Raw genomic sequence first — 26,462 nt, forward strand, 5'->3', positions numbered from 1 at the left:
GTATTACTTAATAAAAGGAACGGAATGAATGACATGCTATTAAATATTGTTTTAGCGGATGATGATGAGGATGACAGAATGTTGTTTAGTGAAGCCATTGAAGAAATTGATATGCGCACCAAATTATCATTATTTAACCATGGACAAGAGCTCATGGACTATTTAGTTTTACCTAATGTTGTTTTGCCAAATCTGATATTTTTAGATTTAAATATGCCCATAAAAAATGGTAAGCAATGTTTAATTGAAATTCGGAATAATCCCAAACTAAAAGATTTGTGTGTGGCAATATATTCTACATCCTCGTCAGAAAAAGATATTGAAGATACTTTTTTAAATGGAGCAAATATTTATGTAAATAAGCCCAATAACTTTAGTAAATTGCGAGAAGTAGTCGAAAAGGTCTTACAACTCAATTGGCAATATCATACCTCCAATTTGAATAAAGATACTTTTCTCTTCCGTATCTAATAACTATGAATTTTAAACGCGTTTATACTTCTACTAAAACCTACTTTGTGCTATCTTTTTTAGCACTTGTATTGCTTGTTTTTACCTCTACCATGGCTTATAAACAAATTGTGGTCATGCAGAAATCTGCTGAAATGGTTTCCCATTCGCTACATGTATATAATGGTATTAGTTTGCTAACAGCTCATTATACCGAAGCGGATTCAGAAGAATTTAGAGATGCACTATTAAAATCTGATAAAAGCGAAAACGTTTTTAAAGCCTATCGTGAAGAAGGACGTGTTATTATGGATAGCTTAATGCATTTGCTAGAAGATGACCCATCACAAATAAAACGTTTACAATCGGTTAAAGGTCTTTTAGGTGACTTATATAATCAGCTTCAAGATTTAGATAATACCGATTTAGAAACCGATGATACTTTGTTGCAATATAGAGATGCGCAAAAGTCTGTAATTAGCATTACGCTCTATCAAATTAGAAGTTTAAAAGGGGACATATTGCGTGAAGAGCAACGGCTCATGCATCTTAGACAAGAAACCTATGAATCCGATAAATCTTTAGCACCGCTTTTACTACTATTATTAGCATTTCTGGCACTATTAGTTTTTATCCTTTCTTTTTTAAGAATGTATAGAAATAAATTACGGATTAGAGAATCGGAAAACTTTTTAAGAAATGTTCTGGGTACTACGGATAATGTGGTAAATTATTATGAACCCATATTTAATGAGGACAACGATATAGTAGATTTCATCATTGTATATGCCAACGCTTGCAATCGGGATTATTTTGGTTTAGATCCAGATGATATGTTAGGCAAAACGGTTTTAGAGGTATTTCCGTTTTTAGAAGGACATGATGCATTTAGTAAATTTTTAGAGTGTTATAATACCCAGGAAAAAGTAAAATTCGAAATTGAAATGACCATGAACGGTTCACACATGTGGTTTGAATCGCTCGTTACAACATTGTCCAATGGTATTTTGGTTACCTCTAGAAACATTACCGCTCAAGAGCGGGCCAAAAACACACAACTTAAACTCAAAAAACGATTAGAAAATCAAAATTTAAAACTATTAGATAATCGGGCATTATTGGCTAATATATTTAAAAGCATTTCACACATTGTTATGCACTTTAAATCCATTAGGAATGCGAATAATGAAATAATTGATTTTCAAGTGTTATTTGTAAATGACCGAATTAACCCTGTAACGGGTGATATTCCCGAAGAAATTAAAAACAGAAACGTGTCAGACGTTTTTCCAGAAATTTTTAAAACTGGCGTTTTCGAGCATTTAGTGAATGCTATTGATAATAACAAAACAGTAAAGTATGATGTTCCTTATGAGAAGGAAGGTAAAACACATTGGTTTTCTGCCACCGCTATAAAATTGGGAGATGGTGTAACGGTAACCATTAGGGAAACCACGGATGAAAAGGAAAAATCTGATCAACTACTCCAGCTAAATGAACAATTGGTTATTAGAAACTCCATTTTAAACGATGCTGAAAGTATATCCAAAATTGGTAGTTTCTTGTGGTATAAGGATTCAGATACCAGTGAACTATCAGACAATTTTTATCGCATTTTAGGCTTCAGCCCTAATGAATTTGTATCCTCATCAAAAAAATATCGAGATTTCATTCACCCGGAGGATTTACCGATCTATGATATGAGGTTGAAAGAATCAATAAGCGGCTTAACATCCGATGAGTTTACCTATCGAATAATAACGAATAAAGGAAAAATTAAATATCTAAAAACTAATGGACAATTTTTAGATAAAGATGGGCAAACGGTTATGATTGGTGTAGTGCAGGATGTAACACAAACCATCCGTGCTGCTGAAGAATTACGAAAAAGTAATGCGGAACTACAACAGAGTAATGCCGAATTAGAATCGTTTAACCGCGTAGCCAGTCATGATTTGCAGGAGCCACTTCGTAAAATACAGCTCTTTATATCTAGAATTGAAGATATGGAAGGCGAAACATTCTCAGAAAAGGGAAGTAATTACTTTGTGAAAGTTAAGAACGCTGCGGAACGCATGCAAAATCTTATTCAAAATTTATTGGCTTATTCTAGGATTGATAGTAGTAAAACAGATTTAGAGCGCGTTGATTTAAATGATGTATTACTTAAAGTACAAGAGGATTTAGCTAATACCATTAAAGATACAGAAGCCGAAATTGTATTAGATAAGTTACCAGATATCCATGGTGTTTTCTTTCAAATGGAGCAATTATTTGCCAACCTTTTGGCCAACGCTTTAAAATATAGAAGTAAAACGTCGCTTCCTAAAATAGAAATACAATCTAGTAAGGTAAGTAATGCTGAATTACCAACAGATTTTAGAACCACTAGCCAAGAGTATTATAAAATTATAGTTTCGGATAATGGTATTGGTTTTGATGAAAAGCATACTGAAAAAATATTTGAAGTTTTTCAGCGCTTACATCAAAAAACAGAATATACCGGAACCGGAATTGGTTTAGCTATTTGTAAAAAAATTGTAGAAAACCATAATGGTTATATTTACGCAAAAGGAACGTTAGGAGCAGGGGCTCAATTCATAATATTTTTACCAGCTTAATAGCGCAACCATTAAATCTTCACATAAACTAGTAGCACATTGTTTTAACGCAATAAAGCACTTTTTTAATTTTATTTTTTTTATTTGCTTGAAAATCAGGGTTTTTGGGCTTAAATCGAAAGATTGTATAACACAATGCCGAAATTGTGTAACAGCAAAGGGTCTTACTTAATCGATCTTTACAGTATCATTAATTATGGATATGCCATTTTAATGATTCAGAAAATAAAGAGATTAATTTACTAACTTAAAAATACGACCTTATGAAAACTGCATATTTAGAAGCCAATACAATACAAGCTACTTTCCAACAATTAGAACAAACATTTGGTGGCACTTTTACAACTGACCATAAAGAGCATTCTTTAAAGGTTGATAGTGAATTAGGAAAAGGAATTATTACAGGAATTTCGTTAAATGATGGAATTACCTATTTGGAATTTGACATGGTTTTTAATCATGATTTTGTTTTAGCTATTAATACGCCAGATAAAAATCCAATCTATTTTACATATTGCTCTAAAGGACAACTAGAGCATAGTTTTGGTGAAACGGGCGAGAAGCGCACGCTGGGAAGTTTCCAAACTGGAATTCTAACCAGTAGAAAAGCGGAAGAAAATTTGCTGTATTTTAAAAAGGATGAGCAATTAAAATCAACGCTTATTTCAGTCCAAACGACGAACTTAAATAATGAGTCTGGTTCTGAAGGGTTAAAGCAAAAATTAAATGATACCTTCTTTAAAAATCACGATGAAGAAAACTTTGTATATATAGGATCTCATAACCTAAAAATTTCTAAAAAAATAGACCAGCTACAGGCTATTTCGCAGGTAGGTTTGGTAAGAAATTTATTAGTTCAAGGATTGGTTCATGTTATTTTAGCATTGGAAATACAACAACATTCAGATGATTTAAATAATAATCACCAAAAAACAGGATCGCTTACCGTTACTGAAATGGAAACTATTAAAACGGTTTCGGATTATGTAAATGAGAATTCAGAAACACAAATTACCATTACAGATTTATATGGCAAATTTGGTTTATCACCTTCAAAATTACAAGAAGGTTTTAAGTTAATGCATGGTCATACTGTAACGGAATATATTAGAGAAGTCCGTATTAAAAAGGCCGAGGGTTTATTGAAAAATACAGATATGAATATTTCTCAAGTGGTTTATACCATTGGGTTAACAAGTAGAAGTTACTTCTCTAAAATTTTTAAAGAAAAGTATAACTGTAGCCCAAAAGATTACAAATTTGCACAGCGCGATTTATCTATGACAGCGTAATAATTATTTTTAAAACCGTCTATTTTAAGACAAACCCTTAAAACGATTTACGCATTATAGTTTTAAACAAAATTAATAACAAACAAAAAGCTCAACGAAATGTTGAGCTTTTTTATTTTTAAGTACTTGTTAATTTTCCTTTAGAAGATTAAAACCATTCAAAATATAATCCTGAAATAATTACAGCTATAACTAATACTATTAACGCAACAATTACAAAAGTTGCAGTAAACACTGTTTTTTTATCATCTTGTAATAAATAATCTTCTCTATCTGAATCTTTATCTTTAACTACTGGCATAATATTTATTTTTTAAAGGTTAATATATATTGTTTTCTTATTTACAAATTCGTGGATGCCTTCAACTGATAATTCCCGACCAAAACCTGAAGCTTTGGTGCCACCAAACGGCAATCGAGGATCTGATTTTACCATGGCATTTATAAAAAAGGCACCATCCGGAATCTGATTAATTTGGTGTTTGGCAGTTTCAGTATCTTGTGTAAAAACCATACTACCTAAACCAAGTCTGGAATTGGCTGCTAGTTTATAGGCTTCTTCTGCATCTTTTACTTTTATAATGGCAGCAACAGGACCAAAGGTTTCTTCATCGAAGACGGGCATACCTGGCGTGACATTGGTAATTATTGTGGGCTCAAAAAAGGCCTTGTCGCTTTTATTTCCAATAAGTATTTTAGCGCCTTTTTTTACGGATTTATCCACTTGATCTTTCAGGGTTTTCGCTAAATCTTCACGAGCAAGAACACTTAATTCAGTTGCTTCTTTTAAAGGGTCACCAATTTTTATGGCGGTTACTTTATTTTTAAATTTTTCTAAAAATTCATCATAAATAGCAGCTTCAACAATAAAACGCTTGGCGGCAATACAGCTTTGTCCAGTGTTTTGCATTCTAGCATTTACCATAGTATCTAGATGTGAATCTAAATCGGCATCGGCTAGAACAATACAGGCATTATTTCCACCCAATTCTAAAACGGTTTTTTTAAGGTTTTTTCCTGCCAATTGGGCAATATGTTTGCCTGCCTTTTCGCTTCCTGTTAAAGACACGGCTTGAATTCTGTTATCCGCAATAATAGTTTCTATTTGATCGTGATCTACTATTAAGGTTTGAAAGCATCCTTCTGGATAACCACTTTCTTCAAATAAGTCTTGAATTGCTAATGCCGAACCTGTAACATTTGCCGCGTGTTTTAATAATACGGTATTTCCAGCTGTAATAGTTGGAATGGCAAAGCGTAAAACTTGCCAAAAGGGATAATTCCATGGCATAATGCCTAGAATACAACCCAAAGGGTCATAACTTATAAAGCTTTCAGAAGCATCGGTATTTATGAGTTCATCTGCTAAAAAATCGTCAGCATTGGTTATGTAAAAATCGGCCAACAAGGCGCATTTTTCTATTTCAGCCATGCTTTGAGAAATAGGTTTTCCCATTTCTTGTGTCATGAGCTGGCTATAATGCTGTTTATTAGTAATAAGCGTATCCGCTAATTGTTTTAGTAAGGTTGTACGATGAGAAATTTCTGTAGTGCTCCATTCCTTGAAGGTTTGGTTGGCCAAACTTAAGTAGCTTTCCACTTTATCGTCCGAAAACTGCTTATAACTTTCCAAGGCATTCCCATTATAAGGGTTTATTGTTTTAATTGTTTTATTAGACATTTCGTTTTTTTTTAAGTATATACAAGTTAATTTTTAACGGTTGTTGAAATTAACCTATTCCATAAAACAATTAACGCGATACCTGAAATTGTTTTACGGCAATAATTAAATGATTAGCGTTAATGTAAACGTCTTAATATCATGATCTTTGAATTATTGAAACACATGTTTAACTTAAAAAATATATACCATGACAAATAACGGAAGTACAGGATTAGGAATTTTAGCTGGAGCAGCTATAGGAGCAGTATTAGGAATTTTATTTGCACCAGATAAAGGAAGTGCTACAAGACAACGCATAGCAGATGAAGCAGAATTACAGAAGCAACGTTTAGCATCATCAGCATCAGATTTACGTGATCGTGTTGCCTCAACTGTAAGCACGGAAAGACATAATTTAGAAGATAGAGTAGAGTCTTTAGTAACAGATGCTAGTTATAAAGCTGAAGATGTTATTACAACTTTGGAAGCCAAGCTAAAAGATTTAAAAGCTCAGAATAAGAAACTTCAAAAATCATAATTAATTATGAACGTTTTTGAATCCATAGGAGAAAAAACAGGAAGAGCTGCAGATATTGGTGAGAACTTTTTAGAAAAATCTCACCAATATTTCAAGCTAAAAGTATTCCAACAATTAACCTATGCTGTAAGCATGGTGGCCAAACTTTTGGCTGTTGGAACCTTATTGGTTCTAGGACTTATTTTTGGTGCATTTGCTGGAGCTATTCATTTAGGCAAACTTTTTGAAAACTTGGCCTTAGGGTACCTTTCTGTTGCAGCAATATTCTTTATTATCGGACTCATTATTTATATGACGCGTAAATCTATTAGCGCATATGTAATAATGAAAATAGGCGCTAAATTCTATGAAGATGATATAGATTATTAATTTGAACGTACTATTAAGAAATTAGATATGAAACCACCATACACGAACTTCCAAGACATTGAAATCGAACTAAAGCAATTAAATTTAGAACGTAAAATTGCTTGGGAAGAATTAAAATTACTGAAAACAGAAATCAAAGACGACTTCAGACCGTATAACTGGATTGAGCCTTTAATAAAAGGAGCCAGTAAATATGGTGTATTTGTTCTTTTTAGAAAACTATTTTCAAGAAGATAAAAATGTTGTTACAATATTTTAATCTTCTTTTTTTATTAATAACTAAAGAAAAAAATCATGACAATTTTTGAAGCTATAAGACAAGATCACGATGTACAACGAGATTTGTTAGATAAACTCGTTAAAACATCTGGCGATACCAAAACAAGAGACGAAATTTTTAAAGCTGTGAAAAAACAATTAGAAGTTCATGCAGACGCTGAAGAACGTCATTTTTATAAGCCGTTAATTAGTAACGATATGATGCAAGAACATGCCAGACATGGAATTGCAGAACATCATGAAATAGATGAGCTTATAGAGCAGTTGGAAGATACCGAACGTGATGCGTCATCCTGGCTAAAAATTGCAAAAGATTTAAAACATAAAGTGGAGCATCATTTAGAAGATGAGGAACATAGTTTTTTTCAATTAGCAGGAAAAGTTTTTAGTGATACTCAAAAAACATCTTTGGCCACTTCATACCAAAGTCACATGAAAAATAATTTATAAGGCCCAATTATCACATTACTTTTATTGCGTTAATTTAATTTTTTTTTAGATTAACGCATTCTTATTTCTACACGTATCTTTATAATTGTAAGCACTTTAAGTTTTAAGGTGTGAGATGTGAAAAAGCAAGCATCTGTAAATAAATTGCTAAAAATTTAAAAACATATTATTATGAACCCATACACAAAAGAAGTAGGAAGCAAATTAAACGCCTTATTAGAAAAAAATTACGATGCTGAAAAAGGCTACAAAAAAGCAGCTGAAAACACCGATCACATTGCATTAAAAAACTTTTTCAACCGTAAAGCCGCTGAACGTTATGATTTTGGTCATCAATTAAAGGCTGAAATTAAAAATTATGGTCAGGAACCTGATAAAGGGGGAAGTGCAACTGGTACGGCACATAGAGCCTGGATGGATGTAAAAGCAGTTTTTTCAAGTGATAATGAAGAGTCCATGTTAGAAGAAGCCATTCGGGGAGAGAAAGCATCCGTGGAAGAATACGAAGATGTGCTGAAAGAAACAGCTTTGCCAACATCAACCAGAGATTTAGTTTTAAATCAGAAAAATACGATTTGGCAAGAATTAAACACGATTAAAAAATTAGAAGATTTAAAATAATCTTCTATTAATTTTCTTTTAATCTAGCAATAAGAAGGGGTCTTTTTTTAAAGAGCCCTTTCTTTTTGAATCCTATTTGAGTTAAAAGCTATTCTGATTGAGCAAGGCTTAAGTATATTAAATCACGATATTTACATTGTAGAACGCTGATAGCCAGTTTTCTAATTAACCATTAAATACACAAATTATGTTACGTTGGACAATTATTTTTATAGTATTAGCAATTATAGCTGGAATCTTTGGTTTTGGTGGAATAGCAGCAGGAGCTGCAGGAATTGCTAAAGTATTATTCTTTATCTTTATTGTACTTTTTATTATTTCACTTATTCGTGGAAGAAAAGTATAAATTATATTCTAATTAACAATTAAAACCAATTATTATGAGAAAATTCCTTTATGTTTTTTTAGTGGCATTCAGTATGTCGCTAGTATTGCCAAGTTGTAGAGAACAAAAAAATGATAGCATTGAAGATGTTGCGGATGATGTAGGAGATGCTGCTCAAGATGTAGCAGACGATGTAGAAGATGCTATTGATTAAAATAATAGTACATATATTTTATTAAAACTACCAAAAGTCGTATTTTGGTTAGTAGTTAAAGCAGGTGTTTGCGTTTAGTGAATATCTGCTTTATTGTAATTTAAACTATATATTATGAAACAAGAGCGAACAGAATTAAAGCATATACAAAAATATCAGGAACGTGGTTATACAAGTAGTTTTAGATGTGAAAATGGTTTTTTAGTTGAATTAACAAGTAAAAAGGGCTATCAACCGGAGCAAATTTTTATAAAAAGAACGCAACGTTTTGAAGGGGTAAGTAACCCATCCGATATGTCTATTCTTTACGTGATAGAAACAGAAGATGGAAAAAAAGGACTAGTTACTGCTAGCTATGGAATAGATAGCGATACCGATTTAGATAGCTTTTTTAGAAAAATACCGGCAGAGAATGACCATTCTAATGACGTTATTTAAAATACCGTTATTCAATAGGTGATCTGCCATCATCAGATTTCTCCTCTTTATCAAAATACTTGGAAATTTCTGAAGGTGTTTCAATAAAATGGAAGTTTTTACCATCCACTAAAATTGGACAGCGTAAACTGCTTGGATGATTTTGAAGAACTTTAATCCAATCATCTTCAGATAAAGATGCTTTATCTGTACTGTAGTTGTTTTTAAAATCGGGATGTTCTTGATTCACTAAACCGCCTAAAGAAGTGTTAAGATTGGTAGCAATTTCAGCCCATTGAGTTCCAGTTACTTTTGTTTTAGAAATATCAATTACTAAAATACCACGATTAGAGCTGTTTACATAAGCATAAGCTTGTTGCCCTATTGAGGTTTCTGAATTATAATATAGTATCACTTTTCGGTTATTAGTTGCAATGGTTCCCATAGAATCTTCTTCTTTCATTTTTAGTGTAAATCTATTTGTAAAATGTTATGCAATATAACGTAATAAAATTAAATTTTAACTCGAATAGGGAAGGCTTTAGGACGTGTTAAGCTAAAAAAATGAGCTAAACGGTTTATACGCAAGCTGTATCAATAAAATTAATTGTTACATAATAACTTTTAATAAGTTTACTGTAAGGTTTCTACTAAAAATTCTACTTTTGTATTAATAAATTTACACGCACATTATGTCTGAAACGATAGAAAAAGTAAAATGTTTAATAATAGGTTCTGGTCCTGCTGGTTATACAGCGGCTATTTATGCAGCCAGAGCAAATATGAAACCTGTTTTATACCAAGGAACGCAACCGGGTGGTCAGTTAACTACTACAAATGAAGTTGAGAATTTTCCCGGTTATCCAGAAGGTATTACAGGTCCAGCTATGATGATGGAGCTACAGAAACAAGCTGAACGTTTTGAAACCGACGTACGGGATGGTTGGGTAACGAAAGTTGATTTTTCTGGAGGTATACATAAAGTATGGGTCAATGACACCAAGGAAATTCACTGTGAAACCGTTATCATTTCTACAGGTGCTTCAGCGAAGTATTTAGGATTAGAATCTGAACAAAAATACTTAAAATTAGGTGGAGGTGTTTCGGCATGTGCTGTTTGCGATGGCTTTTTCTACAGAAATCACGAGGTGGTTATTGTTGGTGCAGGAGATAGTGCTTGCGAAGAAGCGCACTACTTATCTAAACTTTGTAAGAAAGTAACGATGTTGGTTAGACGTGATGAGTTTAGAGCTTCTAAAATCATGGCGGAACGCGTTAAGAAAACCGAAAATATTGAGATTTTATTCAATACCGAAACGGATGAGGTATTAGGAGATGGACAAGTGGTTACAGGTGTTCGCGTTTTTAACAATCAGACCAATGAGAAATTTGAAATTCCTGCAACAGGATTTTTTGTAGCTATTGGACACAAACCTAACACAGATATTTTTAAAGACTTTCTAGAATTAGATGAAACGGGTTATATTATTAATGTACCTGGAACATCTAAAACAAATATTGAAGGTGTTTTTGTATCTGGTGATGCAGCAGATCATGTTTACAGACAAGCGGTTACAGCTGCTGGAACTGGTTGTATGGCGGCTTTAGATGCGGAACGTTGGTTGGCTGCTCAAGATGCCGATTTTGAAGTAAGCACATCTACATATAACTAAATAACATAAAGATTTACATAAAAAAAACCGAAGCAATTGCTTCGGTTTTTTTGTGCTTTGTTTCTTTCAAAAAAGAAACATATAAAGTGTTATAATAATAGAAATGATAATTTTTGATAAGGTGGTCATGATTGGTTGATTTTTTGATTGATTGAATGCCGATAGGCAGGATACCATGTTTTTAATTATTATCCGTTGTTATTTCTATACCGTTTTTATCAATATTTACTTTAACCTCCTCACTATTGGCTTTTATGCCGTCCTCATTGACTTCTAAACTGGAGTCGGTTGATTTGATTTGCACACCATTTTCGTCTATTCTAACACTAGAATTATCATCGTTAACATGTATGTTCACGTCAAAATCGTCTTCCGGACAATCTTCGCAAATAACACCGTCATTTATTATTTTTAAATAATGCTCTTCCATACCATTATCTAAAATGTCATTGTAATAGCTGGAGTTTCTATGAAAATTATACGTGTTGTCATCTGCATATAAGGTGCTTCCTTCCGGTAAATACACGGTTATTTCCACTTCTTGGTCGCTAAATTTATTGTCAATTGCCGTTGTTAAAAACGGATCTAAAATTAACGTGTTACCTTTTAATTCATACTGATAATTTATATTTTCGGCACGTTTTTTAGCTAAAAGAAAATCGCTTCCATCGGCTTGTTTTTCAATGGTAACATAGGCTAATGAATCTCTTGTGGATTTTACAATTAAACGAATATCTGTTGAGTAAATAATTTTTTTATTATTGTCATCATAAGCCAATCGCGTAGAATTACCATGTCTATTAAAGTTTTTGTTATAGGTAATACTCTCTGCCATTTTCACTACCAATGTATCATTAGCTGTAATTGGTAGTGTGTCTTTTTGGGATACGCTAGCATCAAAAGCGTGCTGTGTGGCTTGCTTAATACCAATAATAGTCAAACTAATTATGGCTACCAACCAAATTCCTAATAGGGAAAATTTTGCAATATTTCCAATAGATTTTAGGTTGTTAATTAAAATTTTAAGTCCCAAATAAAAGACGAAAAAGAAAGGAATTCCAATAGCAAAAAAGAACAACATAGATACGAGCCAAATAGGAGTGTTAGCGGCATTGGCGGCATCTAATAATTCAAATCCTGGAATATGAATAATGTCGGTTACACCAACTGTTAGTAACCCAATAAGCAAGCTTATTAAGGTACCAGCTCCAATAATAATGAGAATAATACCTATAAACTTGGCTATCACTTTAAAGAAGAAAATAAAGATATTCCCAATAGCATCAAAAAAACTTTGTGAGCTTGATTTAATACTATTTCCATGCTTTTGAAAATTGACGTTTTTTGCGGCACCAGAAACCGAATCGGAAACCGATTTAGCAGTACCTGACAAAGAATCACCTACATTTTTAGCAACATCAGAAACGTTATCAAAGCCATCTTTTATTTTTTTTTCAATATTACTAATGTTAACAGGCTCACCAGTCATGGTGAGCTTGTCCGCGGTTGTTTTGGCTTCAGGAATTAAAACCCATAATATAATATATAAGAATACACCCGTTCCAGCACCAAATATCAAGATAATCCATAATAAGCGAATCCAAATAGTATCAATGCCAAAATAATGTCCCAACCCAGCTGAAACTCCACCAATATAGGAATTTTCAGTATCTCTAAATAGTTTTTTATTTGGAGTTGATTTACGTTGATATGGGCTTTGTGGTTCGTCTTCAAAGATTTCATCATCAACCAAATAATCTTCTGGTTGTCCCATAATGGTAATAATATCTTCTACTTCTTTATTGCCAATAACCTGCTTATCATGTTTAATGCGCTCGCTAAACAATTCGGCAATACGCGCTTCAATATCTGAAATAATTTCAGAGCGTCCTTGAGAGTCGGTAAATGAACGTTTTATAGCCTCAAGATAGCGTTGTAATTTTAGGTATGCATCCTCATCAATGTGGAAAAAAATACCTGCTAAATTTATGTTGACTGTTTTATTCATTATTTCGTGTTTTTTTGACTGGTTACTATATTAACTGCATGTTGTAATTCGTTCCAAGTTGTGGTTAATTCATTTAAAAACAACTTGCCGGTTTCGGTGAGACCATAATATTTTCGTGGTGGTCCAGATGTAGATTCTTCCCAACGATAATTAAGAAGTCCTGCGTTTTTAAGTCTGGTAAGCAACGGATATATGGTTCCTTCCACAACTAGTAATTTGGCATCTTTTAAAGTCTCTAAAATTTCGGCTACATAAGCGTCATCGTCTTTTAATACCGAAAGAATACAATACTCCAAAACACCTTTACGCATTTGAGCTTTTGTGTTTTCTATTTTCATATGTGTCTTTTAATTTTAATTAAGGCAAACCGCTTAAAGCGCGTTTCTCCTAATAATTTTTTTAAACTGTCCATTTTTTGATTGTTTATCTGCTGTAAAGCAGGATTGATTTATTGATGAAATTATACTGATTATTTTAAAAATTTAATGGTTAATGGATATTGAAATGCTTGGCCGTCTCTAGCAGATAATGCTGCCTTAACTATAAAAACTAGCTCTAAAATAAACCCAATAACAGCTAAAAATCCTAATCCACCCGTTATATAAAGTAGCGGTGAAGGTTTGGTTATACTAATATGAATACTATCAAACGTATTGATATCTAAAAAATCGAAACCGCTAATCAAATTAAAAATGAAAAAAGGAATAGTTACCATGCCAATAATTAATGCATACAATAAAATGCTTATCTGAAAATTAATAGCTTGCTTTCCATGCGCATCTACAAAGTCTGATTTGTCTTTATTCATGACCCATAAAACTAATGGGCCAATAAAATTTCCAAAAGGAATCAAGAACCTCGTAAAAGTGGACAGATGAATAAATGTGGCTAGATTTTTTTGGTGATTATCGATCATTTTTAAAAGTATATAATAGTTTCTTATGCGAATATATATCTAAAGGAAGGTATTATGCAATGCAAAGTACTAAAAATTAACATAAAATTAACAAATAAGGATTCGTTTATTTTCGATATATTTATAAAAAAATATATACTAAATGACTATTTCTCCTAGTAAACTCAATATGTTTCTAATGTTCAAGTTGCCAGCAGCTTACTTTACAGGCGTCAGAACAAAATCGTTAGATTCTGAACAATGCGTGGTAACAGTTAAGCATAAATGGATAAATCAAAATCCATTTAAATCTATGTTTTGGGCGGTTCAAGGTATGGCTGCCGAATTAACAACAGGAGCTTTGGTGATGCAAAAGATTAAAGCTAGTGGGAAAAACATTTCTATGTTGGTAGCATCAAACAATGCTAGTTTTTCAAAAAAAGCAACAGGACGCATTACATTTATTTGCAAAGAAGGGCATAAGATAGATGAAGCCATAAAGCGAACTATTGAAACGGGAGAAGGACAAACCATTTGGATGCATGTGGTTGGAACTAATTCCGATAACATAGAAGTTTCACAATTTAATTTTGAATGGACTTTAAAGGTGAAAGGTTAGATTTTAAAACAATATAACTGGTGTTATGTCAGGATTTTGGAACATACTTACTTTATAAAACTGTAACAATTATTGAAAATCAACTACCTATACTGTATCAATCTTAAAAATTTAAAATTATGAATGCACACGAAATTGACTATGCCATATTTGGTGAAGAAATGCAATATGTTGAAATAGAACTAGACCCTCAAGAAGGCGTTGTTGCCGAAGCTGGGAGTTTTATGATGATGGATGATGGCATTAAAATGGAAACTATTTTTGGAGATGGTTCTGCTAAAAACAAAGGGTTTATGGGTTCTATTTTAGGAGCTGGCAAGCGAATTCTTACTGGTGAAAGTTTATTTATGACCGCGTTCTATAATGATTTGGTGGGTAAAAAGCGTATCAGTTTTGCCTCGCCTTATCCTGGTAAAATTTTACCCATTGACTTAACAGCGTTTGGCGGTAAATTTATTTGCCAGAAGGATGCCTTTTTATGTGCAGCTAAAGGCGTTACTATTGGTATTGAATTTAGCAAGCGTTTAGGTCGTGGACTTTTTGGTGGCGAAGGTTTCATTATGCAAAAGTTAGAAGGTGATGGTATGGCATTTGTGCATGCTGGAGGAACTATGGCGAAGCGTGTTTTACAGCCTGGGGAAATTTTGCGCGTGGATACAGGGTGTATTGTTGGTTTTACGCAAGGTGTTGATTATGATGTGGAATTTGTTGGAGGCATTAAAAACACCATTTTTGGAGGCGAAGGTTTATTCTTTGCTAAATTACAAGGTCCTGGAACCGTTTATATTCAGTCTTTACCGTTTAGCAGGTTAGCGGGCCGCGTCTTGGCATCAGCTCCACAAGGCGGCGGAAAAGATAAAGGTGAAGGTAGTATTTTAGGTGGTTTAGGTGATTTGTTAGATGGTGATAACCGGTTTTAATCTTTTCAACAAGCTATAAACAATTACCAATAAGTCGTAAAGTGATGTATAATAAGAGTTAACCTATTTTTTTAACGCATTTACAGTTTTCTTTGATGTTAAAGTTTTGTTTACGTTTCAGAAGGGATGTCTTTTTTTACTATATTTATAGAAATCAAATAAGATATTATTGCCTATTAAAAAATCTACTTTTTAACCTAAAATTTTTAAGAAATGGCCAGAGCAATGTTCGAGTACACGAAAACTGTACTCAATAAGGTGAGTTTTGATGCGACATTATTTTGCAGAGAAGTTCAAAAAGCCCTTCAAAGATTATTACCTTATGAAATTGAAGAACTTAAGATTTATATTGAATCTTTAGTAAGGCAGAATCCAGATTTAGATCAGTGTTTAGTATACTTAAAAACATAAAATAGAAAAGCGACCGTTATTGGTCGCTTTTTTTTATTTAGGAAGTGGACTAACTATGTTCACATTTTGGAATGCAATGGCGCCTTTAATGATTCCTGAAATAACATTATGCATGGCATCAATAATTTGCATTTTTAATTCACTTTTATGGTAGAGTAAACTGACTTCTCTAGCAGGTGAGGGCTCATTAAAATAATGTAAGTTGTGTTTGGCGGTATCACTCAAATCCAAGGTATGTAAATAGGGAAGGAGCGTCATGCCCAATCCTTCATTTGATAGTTTAATTAAGGTTTCAATACTACCACTTTCTAATTGAAATTGGTCCTCATTATGCGTTTTGAATGCTTTACATAAATTTATAACACCATCTCTAAAACAATGGCCATCTTCAAGAAGAAGCATATCATCAATTTCTAAATCCGTGGTATTTAATTTTTGTTTATTGTGTAACCTATGGTGTTCTGGAATATAACCTACAAATGGTTCAAAATATAATACGCGTTCTTTTATATACTCGTTTTCCAAAGGCGTAGCGGCAATGGCAGCATCTAAATGACCTTCCTTAATACGCGATATGATTTCGTCTGTAGTAAGCTCCTCAATTTTCAACTTTATTTTGGGGTACTTTTTAATGAACGTTTTTAAAAACATAGGCAATAAGGTTGGCATGATGGTGGGAATAATTCCCAACCTAAATTCACCACCAATAAATCCTTTTTCCTGATCTACAATATCCTGAATTCTGTAGGATTCATTCACAATATTTTTGGCTTGACTCACAATTTTTTTTCCAACTTCTGTTAACTCAATCGGTTTTTTACTCCGATCAAAAATAAGAACGTCTAGCTCTTCTTCTAACTTCTGAATTTGCATACTCAATGTAGGTTGGGTAACAAAACATGTTTCAGCAGCTTTGGTAAAATTTTGCTGCTCGGCAACTGCCAATACGTAATAAAGTTGCGTAATAGTCATAGGTATCAATTTAGACTATAAAAATATAAAAACTATCAATAAAACTTATGCTAAAAGATGCTAATTATGTCTTAAATTTGAATTGAACCTAAAAAACGAGATGATTATGAAATTAAACACAATTGGATTAAGCGAAACAAAAACTAAAGATATAGCTAAAGATTTAAACGTTTTATTAGCAAACTTTCAAGTGTATTACCAGAACTTAAGAGGTGTGCACTGGAATATTAGAGGAAAGCGTTTCTTTGATTTACATGTAAAATTTGAAGAGCTGTATACCGATGCCAATATAAAGGTAGATGAAATAGCAGAGCGTATTTTAACTTTAGGCGAAACACCATTACACACCTTTGATGATTATACGAAAGCAGCAAAAGTACCGGTAGGAAAAAATGTTTCTGAAGATGAAAAAACCGTACGTTTAATTGTTGATTCACTTGCAGAATTACTTAAAATTGAACGTCAGATTTTAAATAAAACAGATGAAGTTGGTGATGAAGGGACAAACGCTATGATGAGTGATTTTATTACGGAACAAGAAAAAACAGTTTGGATGTTTAAAGCTTGGTTAAACGAAACTGTATAATAATTAATTTTTGATTATTAATTAAAGCGACCTGTACTAGTAGTGTAGGTCGCTTTTTTTATGAATATTTTTTTAAAAACGAATACTGATTTCAGTGTCTGCTTTCAATTCAAATTTAGCGTCATTAAAGTTTGGTGGTCCCATGAGTATCAGATTGTTGGACATACCGTAAGATTCTTTAGGCATGCCATTAGCTTCAAAATCCATTCGCGAATTATCATTTTCGTCATGAACAACCATAACAGCATAGTTGCCTGGTTTTAAATTATTAAAAGTGGCAATAGCTTTACCATCTGTTACTTTTACTTTACGGTTTTGAAGTGCTTCTGCTTTCATAAATGTATCAGCAGTATGTAGTCCTATTAAAACATGCCCTTTGGCATTTAGTGGATTTTCTACTGTAACGGAAACAGTGTGGGTCTGCAAACTATCTTGTGCGTGAGAAATAAAAGATGTTAAGGTAAAAGCGATAATAATTGCTAGCGTTTTCATAAGTGTTGGTTTTTAGATTAATACATTGTAAATATATATCAAACCGCTATGTTCTGAAAAGTAAGCTCACTGAACTGTTGTTTTTTTAGGATGGATTGTAAAATGGGTTTTTTAAAACAGATTAAATTAACCCACGAGCTTTAATTTCTAAATACTTATTAATGGTATTCAAGGTTAACTCTTCTGGAGCTGTTAAAATACTTTGAATGCCATGTTTCTGCAATTCGTTAATGATGAGTTTCTTCTCATAAACAAATTTTTCGGCAATGGTTTTTTCGAATATTTCAAAGGTATTACGTGATTCTTTCTGCGTGAGTTTATCCAATTCGGTATTTTCAAAAAAGATAACAACCAATACATGATGCTTGGCTATGGCTTGTAAATACGGTAATTGTCTATGTAAAGCATCTAAGGTTTCAAAATTGGTATAGAGTAGTAATAAGCTTCGTTGGTTTAAACTTCGCTTCACATCAATATATAATCTAGAGAAATCGGATTCTGCGAAATCGGTATCTAAATTATAAAGCGTTTCCATAATCTGATTCATCTGTGATGGTCTGCGTTCAGCAACTACTTTATTATCCACTTTCCTAGAAAAGGCAAACATACCAGCTTTATCTTGTTTTTTTAAAGCCACATTACTAATAACCAACGTTGCATTAATAGCATAATCCAAAAGGCTTAATCCGTTAAACGGCATTTTCATAGCGCGACCTTTATCAATAACACTATAAATAGGTTGGGAGCGTTCGTCTTGGAATTGATTTACCATCAATTGACTCCGTTTGGCTGTTGCTTTCCAATTTATATTCCGAATATCATCACCTTGAACATAATCTTTAATTTGCTCAAATTCCATGGTGTGACCAATTCTTCGGATTTTCTTTAATCCAAATTCGAAAATTTTATTCGAAAATGCCAACAACATATATTTCTTTAACTGCAGAAATGATGGGTAATTGGGTACCATAGCATTATTTCCAAATTGAAAACGACGGGTTAATAATCCAACTGGAGACGTTACATAAACGTTCAAGTTTCCAAAATGATATTCGCCACGTTCCAAAGGACGCAAGATGTACGTGATTTTTTTATCCGCAAGTTTATCAAGTTGGGTATCAATTTCAAAATCGCGCTTCTGATATTGAAACGGCATCTCGTCTATGAGTTTTAGTTTAATTTTATAATTATACGTGTTTTTCAAGGTGATTTCAATCGGATTATCATCACCATTACTCAATTTTTCTGGAAGTAATCGTTTGGCTTCTAATCCATTTTGTTTGAATAACAATATGCTATCTATAAGAATAAGTAGTAAAAAAGCTCCAAAAAGCATGATACTTATTGGTAATAATCCCGGAAATTGATACGCCATCAGAAATAGAAATGCGAATCCCATTAAGGCTGCAAAAAACCGAAATTCTAAATAGATATGTTTAAAAATACGTTTCAATTATCTTGGTATTTCAATCGTTTCAAGAATCTGGTCCACTACTTTATCAACTGTAAAGGCTTCCATTTCACGTTCTGGTGTTAGTACTAAGCGGTGTTTTAAAACGGCTTTGGTACAGCGTTTTATGTCATCTGGTGTTACAAAATCGCGACCTTGAATAGCTGCGTTTGCTTTGGCTGCATTTAAAATGGCAATGGATGCTCTTGGTGATGCTCCTAAATACAAATTAGCGTTATTACGCGTGCTGTTAACTATGGAAGCAATGTAATGGAGTAAGTGGTCTTCCACTAAAATTTGTTTAATTAACCCTTGGTATTTTACAATATCAGCAGCTTTTAAAACCGGGTTTATTGTACTATAGTCTAATTGATCTTCCCGTTTGTGGTTGTCCACTAGAATCTGAATTTCTTCTTCCAATGATGGATAATCCACATTAATTTTAAATAAAAAACGGTCTAATTGTGCTTCTGGCAAACGGTAGGTTCCTTCTTGTTCAATTGGGTTTTGTGTGGCAAAAACCAAGAAAGGTGGCTCCATAATAAACTGATTATTATCAATAGTTATTTGGCGTTCTGCCATAACCTCAAATAAAGCGGCTTGCGTTTTTGCGGGTGCTCTGTTAATTTCATCAATTAAAATAATATTGGAAAAAATAGGGCCTTTTTTATATTCAAACTCGCTCGTTTTTACATTAAAAATGGAGGTTCCTAAAATATCACTCGGCATTAAATCTGGTGTAAATTGAATGCGACTAAAATCCACATCTAACGTGCGTGCTAAAAGTTTGGCTGTAACTGTTTTTGCAACACCTGGAACACCTTCAATAAGTGTGTGGCCATTAGATAAAATGGAAATGATAAGCAATTCTATCATTTCATTTTGACCAACGATAATTTTACCAATCTCCGTTTTAATACTTTCTACATGCGCTTGTAAAGGTTTGAGGTCAATTCTATTCGTAAAGCTTAAATCTTCGCTTTCGTGCTGGTTCGTATCTTCCATTATATAGTGTTTTTTGTAAAATGTTCTATTTGTTTGTTAAGGGCAATGAGCTCTTTTTCTGTGTGGTTGTTTTTCGATTTTAAAAAGGTAATTAAATCGATTAATGCTTTGGTGTCTTGAACCGTATTTGATGATTTAACAGCGAGTTTCTGAATAAAACGTTCACTAAATTCATTGGTTTCTAAATAGTATGTGGTTCGTATGAATTCTAAAAAATAGGTTATTTTTTTATGAATAATATTGGAATAATCACCATGTTGGTAGTATAAATCGCCAATAGTTTGGGTAAACGCTACGGTTGAATTTTTTAAGGGTTCTACAACTGGAATAATACGCTGGGTTCGTTTTCCTTTAAAAATAACAAAGATGATTAAACCTATTAAACTAATGTAGAATGTCCATTTTAGTGCAGGACTACTTAATATGAAGCGCAATGGACTTTTTATAACTTTGCGTCCGCTTTTATAATAGTTATCCCAAAGGATGCTATTATTTTTTGGCAAAAATGATAAAACGGTTGCGGCATAATCTGCTTTGTCATTTAATAAATGATAGTTTGTAAAGGCAAACGGATTGCTATGAACATAAAAGGCTCCACCATTATCGCCAAAAGGCGTTTTAGTAAAATTAACTTCCTTCCTTATTTTATTTTCATCAATCATATAACCTAAAACCGTTGTATTAGATGTATCTATAGAGGTGAAGAAGCTGTTTTCAATAACATCCCTAAACAGGCGTTCGTTAGCTTTTAAGTTTTTATTAGTGAATATGGATTTGGAAGGATCCTTGAAAAATCCATCATAATCCCGATCTATTTCTATATTTAGCGAATCGGCAAATGCGCCGTAAACATAATTGGTACTTATAAAAACGGTGTTCCCGTTTTCAACAAATTCCAAAAGCGCATTGGAGCCTTCTTCCTCTACAGAAATATAATCGTTAATAAGAAGGAGCGTAGTGTTTGTTGCGTTAGGAAAATCTTTTAAACGTTCGTACAAACTTTCATTAGAGGTTTCTATTGTACTGGACGTAAATGGCTCCAATTCATTGTAAAGCACGTAGCAACCCAAAGGAATTTTATCGGCAGCGGAGTAGGAGTTTCGCCAATTCAATGGTTTTGGTTTGGTGACTTCAGCTATCATTAACAACACGATAATGGCGCCAATGCTATATAAAGCTATTTTTGAGCGTTTATCCATTAATGCGTTTATTTAAGGTTGAAAAATCGTCTTGATTTCTATTGAAAGCTTGTTCGTCTATGGCAAATTCGCCATACCAAACGTAATCATAGATGTAAGAAATGCGTTTGAATAATTGTTTGATACCATCATCTGAAATTTCATTGAGATAGTCTGAATTGGTTTTGTCATAATGCCAATCGATGATGTTTTTGTTCGTTAAATTTTTAAGTGATTTTAGATATAAATAACGCGTTGCCAAACGATAATTGCTTTCTTTTAAGGCTGTTTTTATTAGGTTTTCAAAATCAACTTGTTGGATGTCTTCTTCAATATAACCAAAATTATCAATGGTTTTTTCTTCCGTTTTAAATACCGAGCTCATTGGTGATTGTAATAAAAACTTAATAAATAAATACAGAGCTCCAGCAGCTAAAAGGCCGTAAACAATGTATTCCAAAGTTTCATAATCCACAAAATCTATGTCAATCCCGAAAAGATTACCTAACCAGTTAAAAAATTTCCGAAGCAATTGTTGTAATAAATTAACACCACCTGTATCGTTGATATTGTAATTGAAATCATTTCCGGAATAGCGATCCAGGATGCCTTCTTTAAAATAGGTAACCGTGATATCTGTCGAGTCTTCTTGGATTTTATTTTGTCCAACGGCAACCGCATGCTTTATAAAAAACAAGCCTGAAACCGTTAAAGTGATATGTCTGTTTGGTTTACTCATTAACACCTATTTGTTCTATACGTTCGCGCAAATATGTGTTATATCGTTCTTCATGTAAATTAAAGAATAGTACACCATAAGCTACTTGCGAAAGAGCTTGCGAGAAAATAAATGCTAATACAAACATGGTAAAACCTAGTGTAAAAACAATAGTTGCAAAGTTACTTGTTAAAAAATCCACTTCACTTTCAATAGAAAAATAGGTGTAAAAACCAATAATGAATCCAGGGATGGATAGGATTAAAAACGTTAGCATTAGATTTAGAATTCCAATTACCAATCCGAAGAAAACCACACGAATAAAATTAGAAAACGTGAAAGACCAACCTTCTGATAAGGCTTCGCCAACCGATTTATTAGTACTGAAAATAGACATAAATGATAAACCAAAAAGGGCGCTTAGCGTAAAATTGATGGCATATTGTGCTAACATACCTAATAACGGAATAAACGCTAAAACCAGAGAAACCACAAAGTAACCGATGTACATGGCAATGCCAATAAGGATAAATAGGATGATGGTTCCTAAATTCTTTTTAATGGCAGACCAAATGTTTGCCGATTGCACGTTGCCTTCCTGCTTTACATATTCTGTCATGTAAGCGCTAGAAAAACTGTAATTTAAAACGGCCGTAACAAATAGAATAACAACGAGAAGCAATCCGCCAACTATTAAATACCAATCGTTATCCATGCTAGTTTCCATACCAAACCTGAAATCACGACTCGCCAAACCCATGAATCCAGTTACTAATAGATAAGATCCAATTAGTGTTAATATGATACTAATGGCATTGTAACGCAAGTATAGGTTGGTATAATGTTTAAAGTTGAGTTTTAAAAACTGAAAATAGTTATTGACAATATCGCCAAAGGTATTTCGCGTACGAAGTTCTAAATACGGTTTTTCCATACGGTAGGTTTTATAGATTTAAGGCCATTTTTTTATTCAATTTAATCGGGTAAATTATATAATAAAATATAATTAAGGTTAAAGAAGCAAGAATAATCCCATAAGCTAAAGCAGGGTGCATTTGTTCTCCAAAACGAGTTATAAACCCTTCAATAAAGCCAGCTACAAAGAAAAACGGAATCGTGCTGACTACTATTTTTAAGCCGTCTTTGGCGCCTTTCATAAAAGCAACGCGTCTAGAATAAGTTTTGGGGAATAGAAAACTATTTCCCATTACCAAACCCGCGCAACCAGCAATTACAATCACCGAAATTTCAATGGTACCATGAAGCCAAACGGTCGATGTTTTTTCTAAAATGCCATAATTATAGAAAAACGTAATAAAAGCGCCTAACATGATACCATTACTAAACAAAATATAAATGGTGCCTACACTAAAAACAACACCTGCAGCAAATGCAAAAATAGCCACACGGATATTGTTTATAGTAATTCCCAGAAAAGTACCCATTTGGCTTCCACTTTTATAAACCGCCATAGGTTCGCCATTTTCAATGTTTTCAATGGTCATATTTACATAAGCATCACCTAAAATTAAACGTACAAAACTGTCGTCATTTAAAGTAGAAACGACACCAATTAAAACAGCCGACATAAAAATTAGAAAGGAATACAGTAAAGTTTTATGATAGGCTATAAAGAACAGTGGAAATTCGTATTTCCAAAAGGAAACAACCTTATTTTTTGACTCTCTTTTGGTGATATAAATTTTCTGATGCGCCTCAGATGCCAGCGAATTTAAATACAAAAGCGTCTTACTATCAGCATAGTAAGTCTGTGCATAGGAGAGGTCGTTAGTAAGTTGAATATAATATGAAGCTAAATCGTCTGGGTTTATTTTAACATTATTGTGTAATGCTTTTTCAAATACCAGCCATTTTTCCTTATTTTGCTTCACGAATGATGCTTCGCGCATAGCCTATTTAAAATTTAAACGAATATACATTTCCATGAGCAATATAGCAATTAACACAGCCCAAAATGTCAATTTAGATTACAAACTAATTGGTGTTGGCGAACGTTTTGTCGCTTTTTTAATTGACGGCTTGATTCTTATTGCTTACATGACCATTATGGAAAACTTGGTAGCAGTTTCTGAAATATTTGATACCGATAGCTGGACCCGTCGTGGGTTTCTTGGATTGTTAACGCTTCCTGCCTTGTTTTATTCTTTGCTTTGTCATGTTCTGTTTAGTGGGCAAACCATTGGTAAAATGATCATGAAAATAAAAGTGGTTCGTTTTGATGGAGCGCCAACCCAATGGTATAATTTATTGGTGCGTTGGATGCTTCGGATTATTGATATATGGATGTTTTTTGCTTCAATTGGTGTAATGAGTATTTTATTGTCCGATAAAAAGCAACGTGTTGGTGATTCAGCAGCAGGCACTGTTGTTATTAGTGTGAAACAAAAACATAAAATAACCAGTACTATTCTGGAAGAAATAACTGACGATTATGAACCTGTATTTAATAATGTAACATTGTTAAGTGACAAGGACGTTCGGATTATTAAAGAAGCCTTTATGATTTCCAAACGGAATAATGATTTCAAGACCTTAACAATTATACGAAATAAAATTTGTGGCTTGCTGCAAATAGAATCAGATATGTTTGACAAAGAGTTTATTGACACCATTTTAAAGGATTATAACTATTACACTCAAAATATGTAAGCAGAGAACCCACTTCTTGCAAAGAAATTGTATGAATCGCTTACACCGTTTTAAAATGGTGTCTATTTTATTGAGCTAATGCCTAAATAAATTATCAAGAATATAATTGTGTGAAATGTTCTGGACGTTTTCAAAACGGTATTTCATGTTAGTATTTTGAATCCGTTGTATTAATTAAAATAAAGTTGATTTTTGCAAAATAACGGACTTTATTAGTATGCAAAATATGCCTAAAAAATAGTAGGTATTCCGTTTCACTAAATAGCTATCATTCTATACCTTTGCTTGCATTTTAAACTAATAGGTAACAGTCATGTTTTACGCAATAGATATTTTAGGAACCATAGCATTTGCTATTTCAGGTGTGCTAGTCGCTTTAAGTAAGCGCATGGACGTATTTGGAATTTTAATTATTGCTACGGTTACAGCTGTTGGTGGTGGAACACTTCGTGATGTTTTAATTGGTGAAACGCCAGTGAGTTGGATGCTTAATTTAAATTATATCTATGTTATTTTAGCTAGTACGGTATTGACTATTATTTTTAAAAACAAAATTGATTACCTTCGGAAATCCCTATTTCTTTTTGACACAATTGGAATAGGTTTGTACACGGTTGTTGGTGTAGAAAAAGGCATTTCAGCAGGCTTAGACCCTATAATATGTATTGCTTTGGGTACAATGTCGGCCTGCTTTGGTGGGGTAATTCGTGATATTTTATGTAATGAAATTCCTGTAATTTTTAGAAAAGAAATTTATGCAACAGCATGTATTTTGGGAGGTTTAACTTATTTTCTAGTCCGAAAGCTGCCTATAGATAATAACGTTGTTTTTATTATTGCCGGTTTAGTAGTTATTATCATCAGACTACTAGCTGTCCGGTTTAAAGTCAGTTTGCCAACGCTCTATAAATAGTAGCTGCATTACTCAATGATTTCCACTTTCTTAATATATACGTTTCTTAAAGGCCAATCGCCATCGTCGGTTTTTTGAGCGGCAATTTCATCAACCACATCCATACCTGAAATAACTTCACCAAAAATGGTGTAATCGCCATCCAAATGATAGGCACCATCTTTGTTTTGGACTATAAAAAACTCAAATGGCGATGCTAATTTATAGGCATCTTCAATCTCGCTACTTGGCATGCTCACAATACCTCTATGGTGTTTAAAACCTCGTTTGGTGTCTGGGGGAAGGAGATAGCGACCAATATCTCCTCGTTTTCGTTTTATTTTTGGATCGTCTGTATTTCCAGCTTGGATGATGAAGTTATCTATTACTCGGTAAAATTGTGTGCCATCAAAATAACCGCGTTTGGTTAAGTATACGAAATTTGCACGATGAAACTTAATTTTGTCATATAATAAGATATCAATGTTGCCAAATTTGGTGGTAATTCGCACTTTGTTTTCCGGATTGTTTTTTTCATACTCTAAAAAGAATTCCATGGCATTTTCATCCGTTAGGAAAGGGAATTCAGGTGTTTTTATTTTGGAGCTATCTAATTCTTTGGTCGGTTTTTTAACAGTTTTTGTCGTTTTAGGAGTCGTTTCTTTTGGTTTTGATTGTTTATCTTCACAACCAAGAAAAAATATAAAAGCGACTAACATAAGAATACGAATCAT

Annotated in this window: 33 protein-coding genes; 18 read left to right on the forward strand and 15 right to left on the reverse strand. The window is 33.1% G+C overall.

The features are described from left to right. Positions 1-24 precede the first annotated feature (24 nt). The 3 genes from ACFPH8_RS09585 to ACFPH8_RS09595 all read left to right on the forward strand — a co-directional run bounded on the left by ACFPH8_RS09585 (position 25) and on the right by ACFPH8_RS09595 (position 4,363). Positions 25-471, forward strand: coding sequence for a response regulator (locus tag ACFPH8_RS09585; protein ID WP_248400581.1), 447 nt, complete (start codon positions 25-27; stop codon positions 469-471). A 5-nt stretch (positions 472-476) separates the two neighbouring features. Next, on the forward strand, positions 477-3,071 hold the full coding sequence (locus ACFPH8_RS09590) for an ATP-binding protein (protein ID WP_376860484.1): 2,595 nt from the start codon (positions 477-479) through the stop codon (positions 3,069-3,071). Positions 3,072-3,334: 263 nt separating this feature from the next. Then, positions 3,335-4,363, forward strand: coding sequence for a helix-turn-helix transcriptional regulator (locus ACFPH8_RS09595; protein WP_248400579.1), 1,029 nt, complete (start codon positions 3,335-3,337; stop codon positions 4,361-4,363). A 148-nt stretch (positions 4,364-4,511) separates the two neighbouring features. On the opposite strand, the gene ACFPH8_RS09600 is transcribed toward ACFPH8_RS09595, so the two are convergent. Both ACFPH8_RS09600 and ACFPH8_RS09605 read right to left on the reverse strand, forming a co-directional pair. Continuing rightward, positions 4,512-4,664: a hypothetical protein gene (locus ACFPH8_RS09600; RefSeq protein ID WP_248400578.1), complete on the reverse strand. Its 153-nt coding sequence runs from the start codon at positions 4,662-4,664 to the stop codon at positions 4,512-4,514. A gap of 12 nt (positions 4,665-4,676) precedes the next feature. Then, positions 4,677-6,044 (reverse strand): NAD-dependent succinate-semialdehyde dehydrogenase, encoded by a 1,368-nt coding sequence (locus tag ACFPH8_RS09605; protein ID WP_376860487.1) that lies wholly within the window; start codon positions 6,042-6,044, stop codon positions 4,677-4,679. 190 nt (positions 6,045-6,234) lie between these two features. Between ACFPH8_RS09605 and ACFPH8_RS09610 the strand changes: the two genes are divergently transcribed. The 8 genes from ACFPH8_RS09610 to ACFPH8_RS09645 all read left to right on the forward strand — a co-directional run bounded on the left by ACFPH8_RS09610 (position 6,235) and on the right by ACFPH8_RS09645 (position 9,260). Then, on the forward strand, positions 6,235-6,564 hold the full coding sequence (locus ACFPH8_RS09610) for a YtxH domain-containing protein (RefSeq protein WP_248400576.1): 330 nt from the start codon (positions 6,235-6,237) through the stop codon (positions 6,562-6,564). 6 nt (positions 6,565-6,570) lie between these two features. Continuing rightward, entirely contained in the window at positions 6,571-6,933 is a 363-nt protein-coding gene (locus tag ACFPH8_RS09615; protein WP_376860489.1) for a hypothetical protein, read from the forward strand. Positions 6,934-6,960: 27 nt separating this feature from the next. Further along, complete coding sequence (locus tag ACFPH8_RS09620) at positions 6,961-7,170, forward strand: hypothetical protein (protein WP_248400574.1); 210 nt, start codon at positions 6,961-6,963, stop codon at positions 7,168-7,170. A gap of 57 nt (positions 7,171-7,227) precedes the next feature. After that, positions 7,228-7,662 (forward strand): hemerythrin domain-containing protein, encoded by a 435-nt coding sequence (locus tag ACFPH8_RS09625; protein WP_248400573.1) that lies wholly within the window; start codon positions 7,228-7,230, stop codon positions 7,660-7,662. A gap of 171 nt (positions 7,663-7,833) precedes the next feature. Further along, a complete protein-coding gene (locus ACFPH8_RS09630) occupies positions 7,834-8,283 on the forward strand; it encodes a ferritin-like domain-containing protein (RefSeq protein WP_376860491.1) in 450 nt (149 codons plus the stop codon). Between the two features lie 187 nt (positions 8,284-8,470). Then, entirely contained in the window at positions 8,471-8,629 is a 159-nt protein-coding gene (locus tag ACFPH8_RS09635) for a DUF1328 family protein (protein WP_008635694.1), read from the forward strand. 34 nt (positions 8,630-8,663) lie between these two features. After that, positions 8,664-8,822, forward strand: a complete 159-nt coding sequence (locus tag ACFPH8_RS09640; RefSeq protein WP_248400571.1) for a hypothetical protein — start codon at positions 8,664-8,666, stop codon at positions 8,820-8,822. 114 nt (positions 8,823-8,936) lie between these two features. Beyond that, entirely contained in the window at positions 8,937-9,260 is a 324-nt protein-coding gene (locus tag ACFPH8_RS09645) for a hypothetical protein (protein ID WP_248400570.1), read from the forward strand. Between the two features lie 7 nt (positions 9,261-9,267). On the opposite strand, the gene ACFPH8_RS09650 is transcribed toward ACFPH8_RS09645, so the two are convergent. Continuing rightward, on the reverse strand, positions 9,268-9,702 hold the full coding sequence (locus tag ACFPH8_RS09650) for an arsenate reductase family protein (RefSeq protein ID WP_376860494.1): 435 nt from the start codon (positions 9,700-9,702) through the stop codon (positions 9,268-9,270). A 229-nt stretch (positions 9,703-9,931) separates the two neighbouring features. Between ACFPH8_RS09650 and trxB the strand changes: the two genes are divergently transcribed. After that, positions 9,932-10,912 carry a thioredoxin-disulfide reductase gene (gene trxB, locus ACFPH8_RS09655; protein WP_248400568.1) on the forward strand — a complete coding sequence of 327 codons (981 nt, stop codon included), beginning with the start codon at positions 9,932-9,934 and terminating at the stop codon, positions 10,910-10,912. 181 nt (positions 10,913-11,093) lie between these two features. Here the strand turns inward: trxB and ACFPH8_RS09660 are convergent, their stop codons facing one another. The 3 genes from ACFPH8_RS09660 to ACFPH8_RS09670 form a co-directional block, all read right to left on the reverse strand. Next, positions 11,094-12,920, reverse strand: coding sequence for a PspC domain-containing protein (locus ACFPH8_RS09660; RefSeq protein WP_376860496.1), 1,827 nt, complete (start codon positions 12,918-12,920; stop codon positions 11,094-11,096). Beyond that, on the reverse strand, positions 12,920-13,258 hold the full coding sequence (locus tag ACFPH8_RS09665; RefSeq protein ID WP_248400566.1) for a PadR family transcriptional regulator: 339 nt from the start codon (positions 13,256-13,258) through the stop codon (positions 12,920-12,922). Before ACFPH8_RS09665 ends, ACFPH8_RS09660 begins: the two co-directional genes overlap by 1 nt. A gap of 131 nt (positions 13,259-13,389) precedes the next feature. Then, positions 13,390-13,836, reverse strand: coding sequence for a DUF4870 domain-containing protein (locus tag ACFPH8_RS09670; RefSeq protein ID WP_248400565.1), 447 nt, complete (start codon positions 13,834-13,836; stop codon positions 13,390-13,392). 142 nt (positions 13,837-13,978) lie between these two features. Between ACFPH8_RS09670 and ACFPH8_RS09675 the strand changes: the two genes are divergently transcribed. The 3 genes from ACFPH8_RS09675 (at position 13,979) to ACFPH8_RS09685 (ending at position 15,765) form a co-directional block, all read left to right on the forward strand. Then, positions 13,979-14,434 carry a DUF4442 domain-containing protein gene (locus ACFPH8_RS09675; RefSeq protein ID WP_248400564.1) on the forward strand — a complete coding sequence of 152 codons (456 nt, stop codon included), beginning with the start codon at positions 13,979-13,981 and terminating at the stop codon, positions 14,432-14,434. A gap of 119 nt (positions 14,435-14,553) precedes the next feature. Next, positions 14,554-15,354, forward strand: a complete 801-nt coding sequence (locus ACFPH8_RS09680) for a TIGR00266 family protein (protein WP_248400563.1) — start codon at positions 14,554-14,556, stop codon at positions 15,352-15,354. A 213-nt stretch (positions 15,355-15,567) separates the two neighbouring features. Then, positions 15,568-15,765: a hypothetical protein gene (locus ACFPH8_RS09685; protein WP_066251981.1), complete on the forward strand. Its 198-nt coding sequence runs from the start codon at positions 15,568-15,570 to the stop codon at positions 15,763-15,765. A gap of 33 nt (positions 15,766-15,798) precedes the next feature. On the opposite strand, the gene ACFPH8_RS09690 is transcribed toward ACFPH8_RS09685, so the two are convergent. Next, positions 15,799-16,737, reverse strand: a complete 939-nt coding sequence (locus tag ACFPH8_RS09690) for a hydrogen peroxide-inducible genes activator (protein ID WP_376860500.1) — start codon at positions 16,735-16,737, stop codon at positions 15,799-15,801. 106 nt (positions 16,738-16,843) lie between these two features. Between ACFPH8_RS09690 and ACFPH8_RS09695 the strand changes: the two genes are divergently transcribed. After that, positions 16,844-17,323: a Dps family protein gene (locus ACFPH8_RS09695; protein ID WP_248400561.1), complete on the forward strand. Its 480-nt coding sequence runs from the start codon at positions 16,844-16,846 to the stop codon at positions 17,321-17,323. Positions 17,324-17,395: 72 nt separating this feature from the next. Here the strand turns inward: ACFPH8_RS09695 and ACFPH8_RS09700 are convergent, their stop codons facing one another. The 7 genes from ACFPH8_RS09700 to ACFPH8_RS09730 form a co-directional block, all read right to left on the reverse strand. Continuing rightward, positions 17,396-17,815, reverse strand: coding sequence for a DUF2141 domain-containing protein (locus ACFPH8_RS09700; protein ID WP_376860502.1), 420 nt, complete (start codon positions 17,813-17,815; stop codon positions 17,396-17,398). A gap of 121 nt (positions 17,816-17,936) precedes the next feature. Further along, positions 17,937-19,268, reverse strand: a complete 1,332-nt coding sequence (locus ACFPH8_RS09705) for a DUF58 domain-containing protein (RefSeq protein WP_376860504.1) — start codon at positions 19,266-19,268, stop codon at positions 17,937-17,939. Then, positions 19,269-20,270, reverse strand: coding sequence for an AAA family ATPase (locus tag ACFPH8_RS09710; RefSeq protein WP_376860506.1), 1,002 nt, complete (start codon positions 20,268-20,270; stop codon positions 19,269-19,271). Then, a complete protein-coding gene (locus ACFPH8_RS09715) occupies positions 20,270-21,469 on the reverse strand; it encodes a DUF4350 domain-containing protein (protein ID WP_376860508.1) in 1,200 nt (399 codons plus the stop codon). Before ACFPH8_RS09715 ends, ACFPH8_RS09710 begins: the two co-directional genes overlap by 1 nt. Beyond that, positions 21,462-22,187 carry a hypothetical protein gene (locus ACFPH8_RS09720; RefSeq protein WP_376860510.1) on the reverse strand — a complete coding sequence of 242 codons (726 nt, stop codon included), beginning with the start codon at positions 22,185-22,187 and terminating at the stop codon, positions 21,462-21,464. Before ACFPH8_RS09720 ends, ACFPH8_RS09715 begins: the two co-directional genes overlap by 8 nt. Continuing rightward, positions 22,180-23,100 (reverse strand): hypothetical protein, encoded by a 921-nt coding sequence (locus tag ACFPH8_RS09725; protein WP_376860512.1) that lies wholly within the window; start codon positions 23,098-23,100, stop codon positions 22,180-22,182. The genes ACFPH8_RS09720 and ACFPH8_RS09725 overlap by 8 nt, the downstream gene beginning before the upstream one ends. Before the next feature lie 10 nt (positions 23,101-23,110). Then, on the reverse strand, positions 23,111-24,076 hold the full coding sequence (locus tag ACFPH8_RS09730) for a stage II sporulation protein M (RefSeq protein ID WP_376860514.1): 966 nt from the start codon (positions 24,074-24,076) through the stop codon (positions 23,111-23,113). Between the two features lie 34 nt (positions 24,077-24,110). Here ACFPH8_RS09730 and ACFPH8_RS09735 point away from each other — a divergent pair, with 34 nt between their 5' ends. Then, positions 24,111-24,836 (forward strand): RDD family protein, encoded by a 726-nt coding sequence (locus tag ACFPH8_RS09735; RefSeq protein WP_248400553.1) that lies wholly within the window; start codon positions 24,111-24,113, stop codon positions 24,834-24,836. Positions 24,837-25,149: 313 nt separating this feature from the next. Further along, positions 25,150-25,749, forward strand: coding sequence for a trimeric intracellular cation channel family protein (locus ACFPH8_RS09740; RefSeq protein ID WP_376860516.1), 600 nt, complete (start codon positions 25,150-25,152; stop codon positions 25,747-25,749). Positions 25,750-25,757: 8 nt separating this feature from the next. Here the strand turns inward: ACFPH8_RS09740 and ACFPH8_RS09745 are convergent, their stop codons facing one another. Then, on the reverse strand, positions 25,758-26,462 hold the full coding sequence (locus tag ACFPH8_RS09745) for a peptidylprolyl isomerase (protein ID WP_376860518.1): 705 nt from the start codon (positions 26,460-26,462) through the stop codon (positions 25,758-25,760).

Source organism: Bizionia hallyeonensis, from assembly GCF_042657385.1.
Taxonomy (GTDB): domain Bacteria; phylum Bacteroidota; class Bacteroidia; order Flavobacteriales; family Flavobacteriaceae; genus Algorimicrobium; species Algorimicrobium hallyeonense.

What these genes read in the sequence shown, in the direction of transcription:
- ACFPH8_RS09585 (WP_248400581.1), top strand. Translation starts at nt 25, where the DNA reads ATGAATGACATGCTATTAAATATTGTTTTAGCGGATGATGATGAGGAT.
- ACFPH8_RS09590 (WP_376860484.1), top strand. Translation starts at nt 477, where the DNA reads ATGAATTTTAAACGCGTTTATACTTCTACTAAAACCTACTTTGTGCTA.
- ACFPH8_RS09595 (WP_248400579.1), top strand. Translation starts at nt 3,335, where the DNA reads ATGAAAACTGCATATTTAGAAGCCAATACAATACAAGCTACTTTCCAA.
- ACFPH8_RS09600 (WP_248400578.1), bottom strand. Translation starts at nt 4,664, where the DNA reads ATGCCAGTAGTTAAAGATAAAGATTCAGATAGAGAAGATTATTTATTA.
- ACFPH8_RS09605 (WP_376860487.1), bottom strand. Translation starts at nt 6,044, where the DNA reads ATGTCTAATAAAACAATTAAAACAATAAACCCTTATAATGGGAATGCC.
- ACFPH8_RS09610 (WP_248400576.1), top strand. Translation starts at nt 6,235, where the DNA reads ATGACAAATAACGGAAGTACAGGATTAGGAATTTTAGCTGGAGCAGCT.
- ACFPH8_RS09615 (WP_376860489.1), top strand. Translation starts at nt 6,571, where the DNA reads ATGAACGTTTTTGAATCCATAGGAGAAAAAACAGGAAGAGCTGCAGAT.
- ACFPH8_RS09620 (WP_248400574.1), top strand. Translation starts at nt 6,961, where the DNA reads ATGAAACCACCATACACGAACTTCCAAGACATTGAAATCGAACTAAAG.
- ACFPH8_RS09625 (WP_248400573.1), top strand. Translation starts at nt 7,228, where the DNA reads ATGACAATTTTTGAAGCTATAAGACAAGATCACGATGTACAACGAGAT.
- ACFPH8_RS09630 (WP_376860491.1), top strand. Translation starts at nt 7,834, where the DNA reads ATGAACCCATACACAAAAGAAGTAGGAAGCAAATTAAACGCCTTATTA.
- ACFPH8_RS09635 (WP_008635694.1), top strand. Translation starts at nt 8,471, where the DNA reads ATGTTACGTTGGACAATTATTTTTATAGTATTAGCAATTATAGCTGGA.
- ACFPH8_RS09640 (WP_248400571.1), top strand. Translation starts at nt 8,664, where the DNA reads ATGAGAAAATTCCTTTATGTTTTTTTAGTGGCATTCAGTATGTCGCTA.
- ACFPH8_RS09645 (WP_248400570.1), top strand. Translation starts at nt 8,937, where the DNA reads ATGAAACAAGAGCGAACAGAATTAAAGCATATACAAAAATATCAGGAA.
- ACFPH8_RS09650 (WP_376860494.1), bottom strand. Translation starts at nt 9,702, where the DNA reads ATGAAAGAAGAAGATTCTATGGGAACCATTGCAACTAATAACCGAAAA.
- trxB (WP_248400568.1), top strand. Translation starts at nt 9,932, where the DNA reads ATGTCTGAAACGATAGAAAAAGTAAAATGTTTAATAATAGGTTCTGGT.
- ACFPH8_RS09660 (WP_376860496.1), bottom strand. Translation starts at nt 12,920, where the DNA reads ATGAATAAAACAGTCAACATAAATTTAGCAGGTATTTTTTTCCACATT.
- ACFPH8_RS09665 (WP_248400566.1), bottom strand. Translation starts at nt 13,258, where the DNA reads ATGAAAATAGAAAACACAAAAGCTCAAATGCGTAAAGGTGTTTTGGAG.
- ACFPH8_RS09670 (WP_248400565.1), bottom strand. Translation starts at nt 13,836, where the DNA reads ATGATCGATAATCACCAAAAAAATCTAGCCACATTTATTCATCTGTCC.
- ACFPH8_RS09675 (WP_248400564.1), top strand. Translation starts at nt 13,979, where the DNA reads ATGACTATTTCTCCTAGTAAACTCAATATGTTTCTAATGTTCAAGTTG.
- ACFPH8_RS09680 (WP_248400563.1), top strand. Translation starts at nt 14,554, where the DNA reads ATGAATGCACACGAAATTGACTATGCCATATTTGGTGAAGAAATGCAA.
- ACFPH8_RS09685 (WP_066251981.1), top strand. Translation starts at nt 15,568, where the DNA reads ATGGCCAGAGCAATGTTCGAGTACACGAAAACTGTACTCAATAAGGTG.
- ACFPH8_RS09690 (WP_376860500.1), bottom strand. Translation starts at nt 16,737, where the DNA reads ATGACTATTACGCAACTTTATTACGTATTGGCAGTTGCCGAGCAGCAA.
- ACFPH8_RS09695 (WP_248400561.1), top strand. Translation starts at nt 16,844, where the DNA reads ATGAAATTAAACACAATTGGATTAAGCGAAACAAAAACTAAAGATATA.
- ACFPH8_RS09700 (WP_376860502.1), bottom strand. Translation starts at nt 17,815, where the DNA reads ATGAAAACGCTAGCAATTATTATCGCTTTTACCTTAACATCTTTTATT.
- ACFPH8_RS09710 (WP_376860506.1), bottom strand. Translation starts at nt 20,270, where the DNA reads ATGGAAGATACGAACCAGCACGAAAGCGAAGATTTAAGCTTTACGAAT.
- ACFPH8_RS09715 (WP_376860508.1), bottom strand. Translation starts at nt 21,469, where the DNA reads ATGGATAAACGCTCAAAAATAGCTTTATATAGCATTGGCGCCATTATC.
- ACFPH8_RS09720 (WP_376860510.1), bottom strand. Translation starts at nt 22,187, where the DNA reads ATGAGTAAACCAAACAGACATATCACTTTAACGGTTTCAGGCTTGTTT.
- ACFPH8_RS09725 (WP_376860512.1), bottom strand. Translation starts at nt 23,100, where the DNA reads ATGGAAAAACCGTATTTAGAACTTCGTACGCGAAATACCTTTGGCGAT.
- ACFPH8_RS09730 (WP_376860514.1), bottom strand. Translation starts at nt 24,076, where the DNA reads ATGCGCGAAGCATCATTCGTGAAGCAAAATAAGGAAAAATGGCTGGTA.
- ACFPH8_RS09735 (WP_248400553.1), top strand. Translation starts at nt 24,111, where the DNA reads ATGAGCAATATAGCAATTAACACAGCCCAAAATGTCAATTTAGATTAC.
- ACFPH8_RS09740 (WP_376860516.1), top strand. Translation starts at nt 25,150, where the DNA reads ATGTTTTACGCAATAGATATTTTAGGAACCATAGCATTTGCTATTTCA.
- ACFPH8_RS09745 (WP_376860518.1), bottom strand. Translation starts at nt 26,462, where the DNA reads ATGATTCGTATTCTTATGTTAGTCGCTTTTATATTTTTTCTTGGTTGT.